14 protein-coding genes and 1 pseudogene are annotated in these 15,062 nt (G+C 72.8%); 13 read left to right on the top strand and 2 right to left on the bottom strand.

The features are described 5' to 3' along the window. The first annotated feature begins 16 nt into the window (after positions 1 to 16). A complete protein-coding gene (locus OG799_RS00570; RefSeq protein WP_406041965.1) occupies positions 17 to 850 on the top strand; it encodes a siderophore-interacting protein in 834 nt (277 codons plus the stop codon). A 158-nt stretch (positions 851 to 1,008) separates the two neighbouring features. Here the strand turns inward: OG799_RS00570 and OG799_RS00575 are convergent. Together OG799_RS00575 and OG799_RS00580 are read right to left on the bottom strand one after the other, a co-directional pair. Beyond that, positions 1,009 to 1,563: pseudogene (locus OG799_RS00575) on the bottom strand (SGNH hydrolase domain-containing protein); the annotation flags it as partial. Between the two features lie 25 nt (positions 1,564 to 1,588). Continuing rightward, on the bottom strand, positions 1,589 to 2,236 hold the full coding sequence (locus OG799_RS00580; RefSeq protein WP_406041967.1) for a hypothetical protein: 648 nt from the start codon (positions 2,234 to 2,236) through the stop codon (positions 1,589 to 1,591). A gap of 157 nt (positions 2,237 to 2,393) precedes the next feature. On the opposite strand from OG799_RS00580, the gene OG799_RS00585 reads away from it, so the two are divergent. From OG799_RS00585 to OG799_RS00640, 12 genes are all read left to right on the top strand, one after another. Next, positions 2,394 to 3,371 carry an ABC transporter ATP-binding protein gene (locus OG799_RS00585; RefSeq protein ID WP_406041969.1) on the top strand — a complete coding sequence of 326 codons (978 nt, stop codon included), beginning with the start codon at positions 2,394 to 2,396 and terminating at the stop codon, positions 3,369 to 3,371. After that, positions 3,368 to 4,219, top strand: a complete 852-nt coding sequence (locus tag OG799_RS00590; protein WP_406041971.1) for an ABC transporter permease — start codon at positions 3,368 to 3,370, stop codon at positions 4,217 to 4,219. The genes OG799_RS00585 and OG799_RS00590 overlap by 4 nt, the downstream gene beginning before the upstream one ends. Before the next feature lie 10 nt (positions 4,220 to 4,229). Then, on the top strand, positions 4,230 to 4,481 hold the full coding sequence (locus OG799_RS00595) for a helix-turn-helix transcriptional regulator (protein WP_089013075.1): 252 nt from the start codon (positions 4,230 to 4,232) through the stop codon (positions 4,479 to 4,481). An 88-nt stretch (positions 4,482 to 4,569) separates the two neighbouring features. After that, positions 4,570 to 6,462, top strand: a complete 1,893-nt coding sequence (dnaG, locus tag OG799_RS00600) for a DNA primase (protein WP_406041974.1) — start codon at positions 4,570 to 4,572, stop codon at positions 6,460 to 6,462. Further along, entirely contained in the window at positions 6,462 to 6,998 is a 537-nt protein-coding gene (locus OG799_RS00605; RefSeq protein WP_406041976.1) for a hypothetical protein, read from the top strand. Before dnaG ends, OG799_RS00605 begins: the two co-directional genes overlap by 1 nt. Positions 6,999 to 7,166: 168 nt before the next feature. Next, positions 7,167 to 8,111, top strand: a complete 945-nt coding sequence (sigJ, locus tag OG799_RS00610) for an RNA polymerase sigma factor SigJ (RefSeq protein WP_406041978.1) — start codon at positions 7,167 to 7,169, stop codon at positions 8,109 to 8,111. A gap of 93 nt (positions 8,112 to 8,204) precedes the next feature. Beyond that, on the top strand, positions 8,205 to 9,401 hold the full coding sequence (locus OG799_RS00615; RefSeq protein ID WP_406041980.1) for an NAD(P)/FAD-dependent oxidoreductase: 1,197 nt from the start codon (positions 8,205 to 8,207) through the stop codon (positions 9,399 to 9,401). Positions 9,402 to 9,564: 163 nt separating this feature from the next. After that, a complete protein-coding gene (locus tag OG799_RS00620) occupies positions 9,565 to 10,497 on the top strand; it encodes an ABC transporter ATP-binding protein (protein WP_406041982.1) in 933 nt (310 codons plus the stop codon). A gap of 188 nt (positions 10,498 to 10,685) precedes the next feature. Then, positions 10,686 to 11,480, top strand: a complete 795-nt coding sequence (locus OG799_RS00625; RefSeq protein ID WP_406041984.1) for an ABC transporter permease — start codon at positions 10,686 to 10,688, stop codon at positions 11,478 to 11,480. Between the two features lie 12 nt (positions 11,481 to 11,492). Next, positions 11,493 to 12,302, top strand: a complete 810-nt coding sequence (locus tag OG799_RS00630) for an ABC transporter permease (RefSeq protein ID WP_406041986.1) — start codon at positions 11,493 to 11,495, stop codon at positions 12,300 to 12,302. Between the two features lie 64 nt (positions 12,303 to 12,366). Next, positions 12,367 to 13,542, top strand: coding sequence for a YihY/virulence factor BrkB family protein (locus OG799_RS00635; protein WP_406041988.1), 1,176 nt, complete (start codon positions 12,367 to 12,369; stop codon positions 13,540 to 13,542). Positions 13,543 to 13,804: 262 nt separating this feature from the next. Next, the gene (locus OG799_RS00640) at positions 13,805 to 14,983 is read left to right on the top strand and encodes an ROK family protein (RefSeq protein ID WP_406041990.1); all 1,179 of its coding nucleotides are present in this window, start codon (positions 13,805 to 13,807) and stop codon (positions 14,981 to 14,983) included. Positions 14,984 to 15,062: the final 79 nt, after the last annotated feature.

A 15,062-nucleotide genomic window follows, 5' to 3' on the forward strand; every position in this document is an offset into this window, starting at 1 on the left:
GGCTAGCCTAAGCAGCATGAGTGAGCGCCCGAAGAAGATCACCGCCGCGCAGCTCCTGCGGACCGAGCGGCCCACCCCGCACCTGATCCGGTTGGTGCTGGGCGGTGCGGAGCTGGCCGGCCTGCCGGTGGGCGCGTACACCGACCACTACATCAAGTTCGTCTTCCCGCCGGCCGGCGTCAGCTACCCGCACCCGGTGGACCTGGCCTCCCTCAAGCGGGACCTGCCCCGCGAGCAGTGGCCGAGGCTGCGGGCGTACACGGTCCGGGCCTGGGACCCGACGACCGGTGAGCTGACCGTCGACGTGGTGCACCACGGCGACGAGGGACTGGCCGGCCCGTGGGCCGCCGCCCTGCGCCCCGGCGACCAGGTGCTTTTCACCAGCCCGGGCGGCGCGTACGCCCCGGACCCGGCCGCCGACTGGCACCTGCTGGCCGGCGACGAGTGCGCCCTGCCGGCGATCGCCGCCGCGTTGGAGCGGCTGCCCGTCGGCGCCCCCGCCAAGGTCTTCGTCGAGGTCGACGGCCCGGCCGACGAGCTGCCGCTGGCCAGCTCCGCCGCGGTGGAGCTGACCTGGCTGCACCGGTCCGGTCGCCCGGTCGGCGAGGCGCTGGTGGCGGCGGTGACCGCCCTGGAGTTCCCGCCCGGCGCGGTGCACGCCTTCGTCCACGGCGAGGCCGGCTTCGTCAAGGAGCTGCGCCGGCTGCTGCGGGTCGAGCGCGGGGTGCCCCGGGAGGCGCTCTCCATCTCCGGCTACTGGCGGCTCGGCATGGACGACGAGGGCTGGCGCTCGACGAAGGCCGGCTGGAACGCCCAGGTCGAGGCGGAAGAGGTGGCGGCCGTCGCCTGAGCGGCGGCGCCGGTCACCCGCCCCGCACGGCGATCCGCCGGTCACCCGCCCCGCACGGCGATCCGGTAGAGCTGGGGCAGCAGCCACGGGGCGATCCACTCCTGCACCCCCTCCGGGGTGAAGTGCAGGCCGTCGCTGCGGACCCGCACCCCGCCGGCCTACCAGGTGAATCGCCCGTCCGGGCAGACCCGCCGGTTCAGGTCGAGCACCGTCGCGCCGTGCCGCTCGGCGGCCGCCCGCAGCAGCCGGTTCCAGGCGTCCTCCCGGTCGGCGCCGTCCTCCGGCCACAGCCCGCCGTCCGGCCGCTCCGCCCGGTGGGTGTACGGCGCGGTCAGCAGCGTGACGTGGGCGCCCCGTTCGGCCGCGATGCCGATGGCCCGGTCCAGCTCCCCCGTCAGGTACCGGTCGAACGCCGGGTCGCCGACGTGCTGCCAGCGCCCGTCCAGCTTGCGGTCCATCAGCTCCCAGCGGTCCAGCAGGATCACCGCCACGTCCGGGTCGTCGGCGCGTACGCCCCGCCGCCAGCGGTCGTCCCAGTGCTCGCACCCCGGGTAGTTGGGATGCGGTTCCCCGAGGTAGCGCAGCTCCGGCAGGCGGGCGATGCCGCAGCCCTGCACGGCGCGCACGCTCACGGTCAGCTTCTCCTGCGGCGGCAGGCAGGTGCCGAGCGACCAGGCGACCGAGTCGCCCAGGAGGTCGACCCGCGGCGCCCCGGGTCTACACCCGGCCGCGCCGGTGTCACGTCGTGGAAGCGAGACAACGGTCGGCCAGGACGGTGCCGACCCGGTCGGCGGAGCGGGCGATGCGGCGGCGGATGACCCGCAGGTGCGCCGCGACCGAGCCGGGGACCACCAGGGCCGCCAGGGTGACCGCCAGCCAGGGCGGGCCGGCGGCCAGCGCCGCCAGGGCGGCGGCCAGGCCCAGCAGCACGCTGTTGAGCAGGGCGATCATGCCGGCCTGGCTGACCAGGTCACGGAACCAGTGCCGCCGGAACGGCTCCGGCGCGAAGGGGCCATGGTCGTCCAGCGTCGGCATCATCACGTACGCCGTCAGGTCGGGCGCCCGCCGGGCCAGGTAGGTGCGCAGCACGGTGGCCGCCACGGCGTACCGGCGGCCCCGGTCGTTCAGCTCGACCTGGCGGGCGAAGACCGAGATCCCGAGGAGCAGGACCAGCACCCCGAGGCCGGCCAGGACGGCGGGCCGCACCCGGCCGTCCGGGCTGCCGGTGGTGATCAGCCCCGCGGAGACGGCGGTGGCGGCGGAGGCAACCGCGAGGAAGAAGGTGAACCGGGCCGCCGACTGGTCGTGCACCGCGCGGCTCAGCTCGCGCAGGTGCTCGTACTCGGCGAGGGCGATGGTCAGCGGTACGTCCGTGTCCTGGGCCATCCGGCGTTCCTCCTCGCGGTCGCGGCCCCCACCGTAGCCAAGATCCGCAAGGGCCGGCGGCCCGGCGGTCCGATTCCCGACGGAGTCGGTCTACCTCATAATGTAGTAGGAGTGCTACATTTCGCGGTACTGATCCGACACACCTCGGGGAGCGGTCATGACGGCGGTCGAACTACCGGGAGTCGACACGATTCCCCACCCACCCGACGACCACCTCGTCCTCGACGTCCGCGACCTCCGCATGCGCTACGGCAGCGTCGACGTGCTGCACGGGGTTACGTTCACCGCCCGGCGCGGCGAGGTCCTCGCCCTGCTCGGGCCGAACGGGGCCGGCAAGACCACCACCATCGAGATCCTCGAAGGCTTCCGGATGCGCTCCGCCGGCGAGGTGAGCGTCCTCGGCAGCGACCCGGGCCGGGGCGACGAGCGGTGGCGGGCCCGGATGGGCGTGGTCCTCCAGTCCTGGCGGGACCACGGCAAGTGGCGGGTCCGGGACCTGCTGGCCCACCTCGGCGACTTCTACGCGCCGTACTCGACTGCCCGGATCCGCCGGCCCTGGCCGGTCGACGAGCTGCTGGACACGGTCGGCCTCGGCGCGCACGCCGGGAAGCGGGTGCACCAGCTCTCCGGCGGCCAGCGCCGCCGGCTCGACGTGGCGGTCGGCATCGTGGGCCGCCCGGAGCTGCTCTTCCTGGACGAGCCGACGGTCGGCTTCGACCCGGCCGCCCGGCGCGAGTTCCACGAGCTGGTGCACCGTCTCGCCGACCTGGACGAGACCACCATCCTGCTCACCACGCACGACCTGGACGAGGCGGAGAAGCTGGCCGACCGGATCCTCATCCTGGCCGGTGGCCGGATCGTCGCCAACGGCTCGCCGGACGAGCTGTCCCGTCGGGTCGCGGGGGACGCGGAGATCCGCTGGACCCGGGACGGGGAGCGTTTCGTGCACTCCGCCGCCGACGCCACCGGCTTCGTCCGCGACCTGCTCCGCCAGTACGGCGACGCCGTGCAGGAGCTGGAGGTCCGCCGGGCGAGCCTGGAGGACGCGTACATGGCACTGGTCTACGAAGAGGAATCCGGGGTGCGGGCCGGCACGGCGACCCGGGTGTGGCGGCAGGGGAGCAGCGACCGATGAACCCGACCGTGGCGGCCGTCCGGGCCGGCGTCCAGCGCGGCGCGATCGAGCTGCGTAACACCTTCACCAACGCTCAGGACCTGTGGAACTACTTCTTCCCGACCGCGGCCCTGCTGACCGCCATGTTCTTCATGCGCGGTTCCACGGTGCCCGGCACCTCCTTCTCCCTCGGCGCCCGTACGCTGCCCAGCGCCCTCGGCATGGGGCTGGCCTTCGGCGGCATGCTGGTCCTCGCCTCGCAGCTGGTCATCGAGCGGGAGGACGGCACCCTGCTGCGCGCCAAGGCCACTCCGAACGGGATGCTCGGCTACCTGGTCGGGAAGATCATCCTGATGTCGACGGTGGCGCTGGTGAGCATGTTCATCCAGCTCGTCCCGGCGCTGTTCTTCCTGGACGGGCTCCGGGTGACCAGCGCGTCCGCCTGGTTCACCCTGCTCTGGGTGGCGGTGCTCGGCCTGGTCGCCACCCTGCCGATGGGCGCGGTCCTCGGCGCGCTGATCGAGAACCCGCGCAACCTCGGGCTGGTCATGCTGCCGAACATGGGGCTGATCGCCCTCTCCGGCATCTTCTACCCGATCAACGGCTACCCGGGGTGGCTGCAGGACGTCGCCCAGGTCTTCCCGATCTACTGGCTAGGGTTGGGGATGCGCTCGGCGCTGCTGCCCGACGGCATGGCCGCGGTCGAGCTCGACGGCTCCTGGCGGCACCTGGAGACGCTCGGCGTGCTCGGCGCGTGGGCGGTGCTCGGGCTCGTGCTGGCGCCGGTCGTGCTGCGTCGGATGGCCCGCCGGGAATCCGGCTCGCGGGTGGCCGCCCGCCGGGAGCGGGCCATGCAGCGGGTCGGATGAGAGGGCGTCGATGAGCGAGACCGTGCACAACCGGATCGCGGTGCTGCGCGCCGAGCGGGGCATCTCCCGCCGGCAGCTCGCCGACGCGCTGGGCGTGCACTACCAGACGGTCGGCTACCTGGAGCGGGGTGAGTTCCGGCCCAGCCTGCACCTGGCGCTGCGGATCGCCGCGTTCTTCGAGGTGCCGGTCGAGGTGGTCTTCTCCATCGAGCCGTTCCCCCGGATCGGCGACGTGACAAGCGGCGCGGGCCGCTCCGCCTGACCGCGCGGCCCGCCGGTCCGGCGGGCCGCCGCGTCCTTCGCCACACGGGCGTCCCCCGACCACCGGATCCCCGGTCCGGCAGGGCAGGATGTACGCCGAGGAGGTGGCGGAGATGGCGGGGCGGATCCGGGACGAGGACATCGCGCTGGTCCGCGAGCGCACCTCCATCGCCGAGGTCATCTCCGACACGGTCACGCTGAAGTCGGCCGGCGGCGGCAACCTCAAGGGGCTCTGCCCGTTCCACGACGAGAAGAGCCCGTCGTTCAACGTCTCGCCCGCCCGCAACGTCTGGTACTGCTTCGGCTGCGGGGCCGGCGGTGACGCGATCAAGTTCCTGATGGACGCGGAGCACCTGAGCTTCGTCGAGTCCGTCGAGCGGCTCGCCGCCCGCGCCGGCATCCAGCTGCGGTACGTGGAGGACGACCGGTCCACCCCGCGCGCCCGCCCGCAGCAGGGGCAGCGGCAGCGGCTGGTCGCCGCGCACGCGGCCGCGGTGGAGTTCTACCGCGCCCAGCTCACCACGGCCGGCGCCCGCCCGGCCCGGGAGTTCCTGGCCCAACGCGGCTTCGACCGGGCCGCCGCCGACCGGTACGGCTGCGGCTTCGCCCCCGACGCGTGGGACCTGCTCACCAAGCACCTGCGTCAGCAGGGCTTCACCCACGACGAGCTGGTCACCGGCGGGCTGTCCCGCCCGTCCCGCTCCGGCACCCTGATCGACCGGTTCCGCCGTCGGCTGATGTGGCCGATCCGCGATCTCACCGGCGACGTGATCGGCTTCGGCGCCCGCAAGCTCTTCGCCGACGACGACGGCCCGAAATACCTGAACACCCCCGAGACGCCGATCTACAAGAAGTCGCACGTCCTCTACGGCATCGACCAGGCCAAACGGGAGATCGCCAAGCAGGGCAAGGTGGTCGTGGTCGAGGGCTACACGGACGTGATGGCCTGCCACCTGGCCGACGTTCCGACGGCGGTGGCGACCTGCGGCACGGCGTTCGGCTCCGACCACATCGGAGTGTTGCGCCGCCTGCTGCTGGACACCGACGCGGTGGCCGGCGAGATCATCTTCACCTTCGACGGGGACGCCGCCGGCCAGAAGGCGGCACTGCGCGCGTTCGAGGACGATCAGCGCTTCGTCGGGCGCACCTTCATCGCGGTCAGCCCCGACAACATGGACCCGTGCGAGCTGCGCCTGGCCAAAGGCGACCTGGCGGTCCGCGACCTGGTCGCCCGCCGCGAGCCGCTGGTCGACTTCGCGCTGCGCCACATGATCAACCGGTACGACCTGGACACCGTCGACGGCCGGGTGGAGGCGATGCGTCGGGCCGCCCCGCTGGTCGCCAAGATCAAGGACCGGGAGAAGCGCCCGGAGTACGTCCGCAAGCTCGCCGGTGACCTCGGCATGGAGATCGAGCCGGTGCAGCGGGCCGTGCTGGCCGCCGGGAACGGCCAGCCGGCCGGCGATGCCCCCGCCTCGCGCCGCCCCGCCCCGGCCACCCCGGCCGTGGACAGCCCGCAGTCGATGGTCGAGCGGGAGGCGCTGAAACTCGCCCTCCAGGAACCGGTGCTGGCCGGCCCGATGTTCGACGCCGTGGAGGCCACCGAATACCGCCACCCCGTCCACGTGGCGGTGCGGGCGGCCATCGCGGCGGCCGGCGGCGCGTCGGCGGCCACGGGCGGCGCGGTCTGGATCGAGCAGGTCCGCGACGCCTGCGAGGACCTGGCCGCGAGCGCGCTCGTCGGCGAGCTGGCCGTCGAGCCGCTGCGCATCGACGGCGAGCCCGACCCGCGCTACGTCTCGATCACCATGGCCCGCCTCCAGTGGGGTTCGGTGACCGCGCGGATCAAGGACCTCAAGTCCAAGGTCCAACGGATCAACCCGGTCAGCAACAAGGACGAGTACTTCGCGCTCTTCGGGGAACTGCTCTCGCTGGAGCAGCACGCGCGGGCGCTGCGCGAGCAGGCCGCGGGAGGACTGTGATGGGACTGTTCAACCGCAAATCGAAGCTGCCGCCCGCCGACCGGCCGCCGCTGGCGCCCGACGAGCGGGTGCTCGCCTGGGCCGCGGCCGGCAACGGCGAAGGCGACGGCGTGCTGGTGGCCAGCAACCTCGGGCTCTGGCTGCCCGGCCGGGGGCACCGGCTGGGCTGGCACGACATCCTCAAGGCGGTCTGGTCGGGGCGGGAGCTGACCGTCACGCCGGCGGAGCGGGTCGCCGAACGGGACGGCTACCTGGTGGTGGCCGACTGCCCGGCCGAGACGTACCTGCTGCTCGACCCCGGGGAGCTGCCGCACCAGGTGCGGGCGCGGGTCACCCGCTCGGTGGCGTACACCGGGCACCACGAGGTGCCCGGCGGCGCCGGGCGGATCGCCGCCCGCCGGGTGGCCGGCGTGGACGGGCTGACCTGGACGGTCCGCTACGACCCGGGCACCCCGACCGGGGCCGAGGAGGTGGCCGCCGAGACCGATCGGCTGGTCGCCGCCGCCCGCGCCGCGACCGTCCCCGCCGACGTCTGAGGCTCAGCCGCTCCGGTAGTAGCCGGCCGCCCCCGGGTGCAGGCTTGGCTCCAACAGCGAGGATGGCAGCGCAGGCACGGACCCTCCGGTGTGGAAGCGTAGAGAACTCCCATGATCGGAAAAGTCCGTGCCGGTTTGCCACCCCCCCGCCCGCCTAGGATCGGGGCCATGCCCTTGACCGCGAAGGACGTCGACCGGTTCGAGGCCTCCAGGCACCGCCTGGAGGCCATCGCCTACCGCCTCCTCGGCTCCGCCGGGGAGGCCGAGGACGCCGTGCAGGAGACGTTCCTGCGCTGGCAGGCCGCCGACGTCGACCGCATCGAGGTCCCCGAGGCCTGGCTTACGAAGGTGCTCACGAACCTGTGCCTCAACCAGCTCACCTCCGCGCGGGCACGGCGCGAGACCTATGTGGGCCAATGGCTTCCCGAGCCGCTGCTCGCCGGGGACCCGATGCTCGGCCCGGCCGACACCGCCGAGCAGCGCGAATCGGTCTCGTACGCGGTCCTCACCCTCATGGAGCGCCTCTCCCCCAACGAGCGGGCGGTGTACGTGCTGCGGGAGGCCTTCGACTACCCGCACCGGGAGATCGCCGAGATCCTCGACATCACCGAGGCCGCCAGCCAGCAGATCTTCCATCGCGCCAAGAAGCACGTCGCGGACGGCAAGGCCCGCACCGAGATCGACGAGGCCGCCGCCCGGCGGATAGTCGAGGAGTTCCTCGCGGCCGCCACCAGCGGCCAGACCGGGCCGCTCGTGCGGCTGCTCACCAAGGACGCGATCTCGATCGGCGACGGCGGCGGGAAGGTCCCGGCCCGCGCCAAGGCGTTCGAGGGCGCCCTCGCGGTCGCGAAGTTCCTGTGGGGCCTGTTCAAACCCGGCGAGGCCAAGCGGGCCATCGTCGGCGGCGCGCCGGAGGTCTACGCCTGGACCGCCAACGGCGACCCCGCCGTCGTGGCGGTCGTCTCCGGCCGGGTCGTCGGCGTCATGTGCCTGGAGGTCACCGCCGAGGGCATCGCCGCGTTCCGCAACCAGGTCAACCCCGACAAGCTGGAGCGCGCGGCCGAGCGGTTCGCGGCCTCCGACCACGGGGAACCGCTGTTCAAGGCCTTCTGACCCTCGTGTGAGGTGCCTCACATCGCGTTCCTGTCAGGAAACGGTGGGCCGCCCGGTTCAAGTGGCGAACCCGCATCAGACAGGAGTACGGAAATGCAGCACCGCATCATCGTCCTCGGAGCCGGGTACACCGGAGCCATCGCCGCCGGCCGCCTCGCCAAGCGGCTGCACCGCGAGGACGTCGCCATCACCCTCGTCAACGCCGAACCCGACTTCGTGGAGCGGGTCCGGATGCACCAGCTGGCGGTCGGCCAGGACCTCAAGCCCCGGCCGTTGCGCGAGATGTTCGCGGGCACCGGCGTCGAACTGAAGCTCGCGAAGGTCACCGGCGTCGACGTCGACCGCAAGACCGTCGCTGTCATCGACGCGAACGGCGCCGAGGAGCTGGAGTACGACACCCTCGTGTATGCCCTCGGCAGCGGCTGGAACGCCCAAGGCGTCCCCGGCACCGCCGAGCACGTCCATGAGATCGCCAGCCGCCCCGGAGCGCTCCGGCTGCGCGAGCGCCTGGCCCGCCTGGAGGCCGGGCAGACCGTGACCGTCGTCGGCGGCGGCCTCACCGGCCTGGAGGCCGCGACCGAGATCGCCGAAGCCCGCCCGGACCTCGACGTCGCCCTCGCCGCCCGCGGCGGCCTCGGCGACTGGCTCTCGCCCAAGGGCCGCGGGCACCTGCGGAAGGTCTTCGACAAGCTCGGCATCACCGTGCACGAGCACGCCGCCGTCACCGGCGTCGAAGCCGACCGCGTCACCACCGCCGACGGCAAGGCCATCCCGGCCGCCGTCACCGTGTGGACCACCGGCTTCGCGGTCCACCCGATCGCGAAGGCGACCGCCCTGGAGGTCACCGGCGCCGGCCAGATCGTGGTCGACGGGACCATGTGCTCGGTCTCGCACCCCGACGTGTACGCCGTCGGCGACGCGGCCTACGCGATGGGACCGGGCAACAAGCCGCTGCGGATGTCGTGCGCCTCGGGCACCCCGGTCGCGTGGCAGGCCGCCGACGCGCTCGCCGCGCGCCTGACCGGCGGGAAGCTCCCGAACATGCCGATCCGCTACTTCAACCAGTGCATCTCGCTGGGCCGCAAGGAAGGCGTGATCCAGTACGTCACCGCCGACGACCGCACCGTCCGGGCGGCACTGACCGGACGGCTCGCCGCCGTCTACAAGGAACTGGTCTGCAAGGGCGCCGCCTGGGGCGTCGCGAACCCGACGCTCGGGATGCCGACCCGGCGCCGCCGCGTCGCGCGGGAGCGGGCCACGGCGGGCTCGGCCGTCAAGGCGGTGGCCTAGTGCACGCGGCGAAGCGGGCGCCCTCGATGCGAGGGCGCCCCGCTTCGCTGTCGGTCCAGGCGGCGACGATCGCCGGGTGGAGGTCCTCGGCCGGGGGCGTCCCCAACGTCGTGCCGGGATTAACCGGTCGATGGGTGTCGGACCCGACCGCTAGGGTCGGCCGGTGACCACTGCTCAACCACTCATCCAGGCTCGGGGGCTGGTGAAGCGGTTCGGCGACTTCACCGCCGTGGACGGCATCGACGTCGAGGTGCGACCCGGTGAGGCGTTCGGCTTCCTCGGGCCGAACGGCGCCGGCAAGTCCTCCACCATGCGGATGGTCGGCTGCATCTCCCCGCCGAGCGGCGGCGAGCTGCGCATCCTCGGCATGGATCCGGTCCGGGACGGCCCGGCGATCCGGGCTCGGCTGGGCGTCTGCCCTCAGCTGGACAACCTCGACCCGGAGCTGACCGTCCGGGAGAACCTCACCACCTACGCCCGCTACTTCGGCATCCCCCGCCGGGTGGCCCGCGAGCGCGCGGCCGAGCTGCTCGACTTCGTCCAGCTCGCCGAGCGGGCCGACAGCAAGGTCGAGCCGCTCTCCGGCGGCATGAAGCGCCGGTTGACCATCGCCCGCGCGCTGGTCAACAACCCGGAGATCGTCCTGCTCGACGAGCCCACCACCGGGCTCGACCCGCAGGCCCGGCACCTGGTCTGGGAGCGGCTGTTCCGGCTCAAGCAGCAGGGCGTCACCCTGGTGCTCACCACCCACTACATGGACGAGGCCGAGCAGCTCTGCGACCGCCTCGTGGTGATGGACGGCGGCCGGATCGTGGCCGAGGGCTCGCCCCGCGCCCTGATCGAGCAGCACTCCACCCGGGAGGTGGTGGAGCTGCGCTTCGCCGCCGACTCGCAGGAGGCGTTCGCCGGCAAGCTCGACGGGCTGGGGGAACGGGTCGAGGTGCTGCCCGACCGGATCCTGCTCTACGTCGCCGACGGCGACGCGGCGGTCGCCGAGGTCGCCGCGCTCGGCCTCGTCCCGGCCAGCGTGCTGGTCCGGCGCAGCAGCCTGGAGGACGTGTTCCTGCACCTCACCGGCCGCACCCTGGTCGACTGACCACCAGCCCCTACCGGCGCGGCTGGTGGGCCATCCACCCCTTGTTAGGAGGTTCGCCGTGAATGTTCTGCCCCGACGTCGGGCCGGGCTCGTCGCGCTCCCACTCGGCGTCTTTGCCCCTGCCGTTGCCGTCACAGCAAGGGAGATGTTGGTGTGAGGACAATCCAGGCGTACCGGTGGTGGTCGACGTGAGCGTGGCGGAGCGGGTCCGGCCGGCGTTGCCGCGGGTGCCGGCGCTGGCGGTGCTCGGGCACTACCTGGTGGGCTACCGGCGCACCTGGCGGGCCGGGGTCTTCTCGTCCTTCCTGCTGCCGGCGCTCACCGTGGTCGGCTTCGGGTTCGGCGTCGGCGCCTACGTCGACCAGGGCGTCGGTGGCGTGTCCTACCTCGACTGGCTGGTGCCGGGCCTGATCGCCTCCACCGCGATGCAGGTGGCGATCGGCGAGTCGACCTGGCCGGTGCTGAGCAACTTCCGCTGGATCAAGACCTACTTCGCCCAGGTCGCGGCGCCGCTGCGGGTGGGTGACATCCTCGCCGGCCACCTCGCCTTCGTGCTGTTCCGGGTGCTCACCAGCACGGCCGCGTTCCTGCTGGTGACCGCCCTGTTCGGGGCGCTGCGCTCGCCGTGGGCGGTGGCGGTGCTGCCGGTGGTGCTGCTGCTCGGCCTGGCGGTCGCCGCGCCGACGTTCGCGTACAGCGCCTGGGTGCCGAGCGACAGCTGGCTGGCGCTGCTGTTCCGCTTCGCGGTGATCCCGATGACGCTCTTCGCCGGGGTGTTCTTCCCGGTCGAGTCGCTGCCGTCGGGGCTGCGGCAGCTGGCGTACGCGACGCCGCTCTGGCACGCGGTGGACCTGTGCCGGGCGGCCACGCTCGGAGTGGCGCCACAGTGGTCGGTTTCCGGTCATCTGCTCTACCTCGCCGCCTGGGCGGTCGCCGGCTGGCTGGTGGCCCGGCGCGTGTTCCGCCGCGAGCTCGTCGTCTAGGGGAGGGATGTCATGGTCGGTCTCGTCCTGCCCCGGCTGGTCAGCTTCGAGGGGGCGCCCCGCCGCTCGGCCTCGGTCGCCGAGCGCAACTTCACGTCGCTGCGGAGCGCGTACTGGCTGGTGCTCATCTCCGGCTTCCTGGAGCCGGTGCTCTACCTCTTCTCCATCGGCATCGGGGTGGGGGCGCTGGTCGGCGACCTCACGCTCCCCGGCGGCCGGGTCGTCTCGTATGCCGGCTTCGTCGCGCCGGCGATGCTGGCCTCGTCGGCGATGACCGGTGCGCTGGCGGAGACCACCTTCAACTTCTTCGGGAAGATGAAGTTCATGAAGCTGTACGACGGGATCATCGCGACCCCGGTGCAGCCGTTCGAGATCGCCCTGGGCGAGCTGGGCTGGGCGATGATCCGGGGGTCGCTCTACTCGGCGGCCTTCCTGGTCGTGATGGTCGCGATGGACCTGACCACCGTGGGTCGGGCGGTGACGGCGTTCCCGGGTGCCGTGCTGGTCGGCTTCGCGTTCGGCGCGCTCGGCATGGCCGTCGCCACGTTCATGCGCAGCTGGCAGGATTTCGACCTGATGGGCTCCGCCCAGTTCACCCTCTTCCTCTTCTCCGGCACCTTCGTCCCGGCGGAGGCGTATCCGGCCGTGCTGCGCTGGGTCGTCGAGCTGACCCCGCTCTACCGGTCGGTGCACCTGATCCGGGGCATCTCCGTCGGCGCGGCCGGCTGGTCGTGGCTGCTCGACGTGGCGTACCTGCTGGTGCTGACCGCGGTCGGGCTCGTCGTGGCCTCCCGGCGGATGGGCAGGTTGCTCTACAAGTAGGTGGTTACCGCCCGTTGCCTCGGGGCATGTCGTGTCCTGACGATGCCGAGCATGAGGAGGGGCGATGGCCTCCGACGAGTCTTCCGCCCGCGGCGGGCGCGGCCGTGACGAATCCGGGTTCACCGCGCCCCGCAACGGCGTGGAGCGGGCCCGGGACCGGGCCGACCTGTCCGGCGGCCACCGGGCCGCCGACGAGCCCGGCGGCCCGGGCGGTGACCGGCACCGGAACCGCCTGGACCTGGACCGGGCGGGTCGGGGGGCGGGGCGCTCCGGGCCGGTCGGCCCGGACGAGGGGCCGGACAGCCCGACGGAGCTGCCGGGCGCCGGGTGGAAGGCCGCGCTGAAGCGCACGGTCAAGGAGTTCCAGGACGACAGCCTGACCGATTGGGCCGCCGCGCTGACCTACTACGGCGTCCTCTCGATCTTCCCGGGCATGCTGGTGCTCATCTCGGTGCTCGGCCTGCTCGGCACCCGCGCCACCGAGGGGGTCAAGGACACTGTCGACCAGGTGGTGCCGCAGCAGAACATCCGCGACATCATCGAGGCGGCGATCGAGCAGGCGGGCCGCTCCGGCGGCCTGGCCAGCATCGCCGCGATCATCGGTGTGCTCGCCGCCTTCTGGTCGGCCTCCGGCTACATCGCCGCCTTCATGCGCGCCTCCAACACCATCTACGACGTCCCGGAGGGCCGGCCGATCTGGAAGACCCTGCCGATCCGGCTCGGGGTGACCGCGCTGGTGGGTGTGCTGCTGCTGGCCGCCGCGGTGATCGTGGTCTTCACCGGTGGCCTGGCCGAGCAGGTTGGCAGCGCGATCGGGCTGGGCTCGACGGCCGTGACGGTGTGGAACATCGCCAAGTGGCCGGTGCTGCTCATCCTGGTCAGCCTGATGTTCGCGATCCTCTACTGGGCCTCGCCGAACGCCCGGCACGGCGGCTTCCGCTGGGTCAGCCCGGGCGGCCTGCTCGCGGTGGTGATCTGGCTGGTGATCTCCGGCCTCTTCGCGCTCTACGTCAGCAACTTCGGGTCGTACAACAAGACCTACGGCGCGCTGGCCGGCGTGATCATCTTCCTGGTCTGGCTCTGGTTGAGCAACATCGCGATCCTGCTCGGCGCGGAGTTCGACGCCGAACTGGAGCGCGGGCGCGCCATCGAGGCCGGGCACCCGGCCGAGGAGGAGCCGTACGTCGAGCTGCGCGACGACCGCAAGCTGAAGAAGAAGCGCAACGCGGCCGGTCGCTGACCGTCACCCGTCGACCGCCCCGCCCGCGCCCGTCGCGGCGGGGCGGTCGCATGTCCGTGGCACGGTGCCCGCGCCGAGGTGAGCTGGGCCGGAACCGCCCTGCTTTTCGTGATCCACTACGCGCTTTTGCTCAGATGGACAAAAGTTTGGCTCGGATCGCGCCGAAGCTATGGACACGCGACCCGGAAGGCTCCTACTGTGTCGGACACGACACATCGCCGTTGCGTCGATGTGAACGACTCCGATGCGGAGGTGAGTCCCGGTGCGGACGGTGGACCCCCTGCACGTACGGCTGCTGCGGTTGCTCCGGGACGAGGGGGCGGTGTCCCGGGCGGAGCTCGGCGACCGGTTGCAGATGCCGCGCCCCCGCCTCCTCGCCGAGCTGGAGCGGCTGGTCGGCCTCGGCTACGTCGCCGAGGCAGGGCTCGCCGCGTCCCGCGGCGGGCGGCGCTCCACCCTGGTCGAGCTGAGCCCGCACCTGCGCTTCGCCGCGGTCGACCTGGGTGCCAGCTCGATCGACGTCGAGGTGGTCAACGGCCGCCTCGAACCGGTGGTCGCCTACACCGAGCCCGCCGACATCCGCTCCGGCCCGAAGGTGACCCTCCAGCGAGTCAGCGAGCTGCTGCACAAGGCCAAGGTGGACGGCGCGTACGAGCGGCTCGACTCGGTCGGCATCGGCGTGCCCGGGCCGGTGAGCTTCCGCGACGGCGTCCCGGTCTCGCCGCCGATCATGCCGGGTTGGGACCGCTTCCCGGTCCGCGAGCTGCTCACCCGGGAGCACGGCTGCCCGGCGGTGGTCGACAACGACGTCAACATCATGGCGATCGGCGAACGGCACGGCGGGGTCGCCCACTCGGTGGACGACTTCCTCTTCATCAAGATCGGCACCGGGATCGGCTGCGGCATCTACCTCAGCGGTGAGGTGTACCGGGGCACCGACGGTTGCGCCGGGGACATCGGCCACATCCAGGTCGACGCGAACGGTCCGATGTGTTCCTGCGGCAACCTCGGCTGCCTGGAGGCGCTGTTCAGCGGTGCCGCGCTGGCCAAGGAGGCGACCGCGGCGGCCCGCGCCGGCATCTCCCCGGCACTCGCCGAGCGGCTCGACGCTCGCGGCGCGCTGACCGCGCTGGACGTCGCGCAGGGCGCCGCCGAGGGGGACGTCACCTGCATCCAGCTCATCCGCGACGGCGGCCGGCGGGTCGGCAGCGTCCTGGCCGGGCTGGTGAGTTTCACCAACCCGTCGATGATCGTCATCGGCGGCGGCCTCGCCCAGCTCGGGCACATCCTGCTCGCCGAGATCCGCAGCGTGGTCTACCGCCGGTCGCTGCCGCTGGCCACCGGCAACCTGCCGGTCGTCCTCTCCGAGCTCGGCTCCCGCGCCGGGGTGGCCGGGGCGGCCGTGCTCGCCAGCGACCTGGCCTTCGGGGAGGCGTCATGACCGGCCCCGCGACCGGCGCCACCGGCGCCGGACACACCCCGGAACCGGCCGGCCCGGGCCGGCCGCCGACGCGCGGGAG

Origin of the sequence: Micromonospora sp. NBC_00898, from assembly GCF_045207895.1 — a bacterium.
Classification (GTDB): Bacteria; Actinomycetota; Actinomycetes; order Mycobacteriales; family Micromonosporaceae; genus Micromonospora.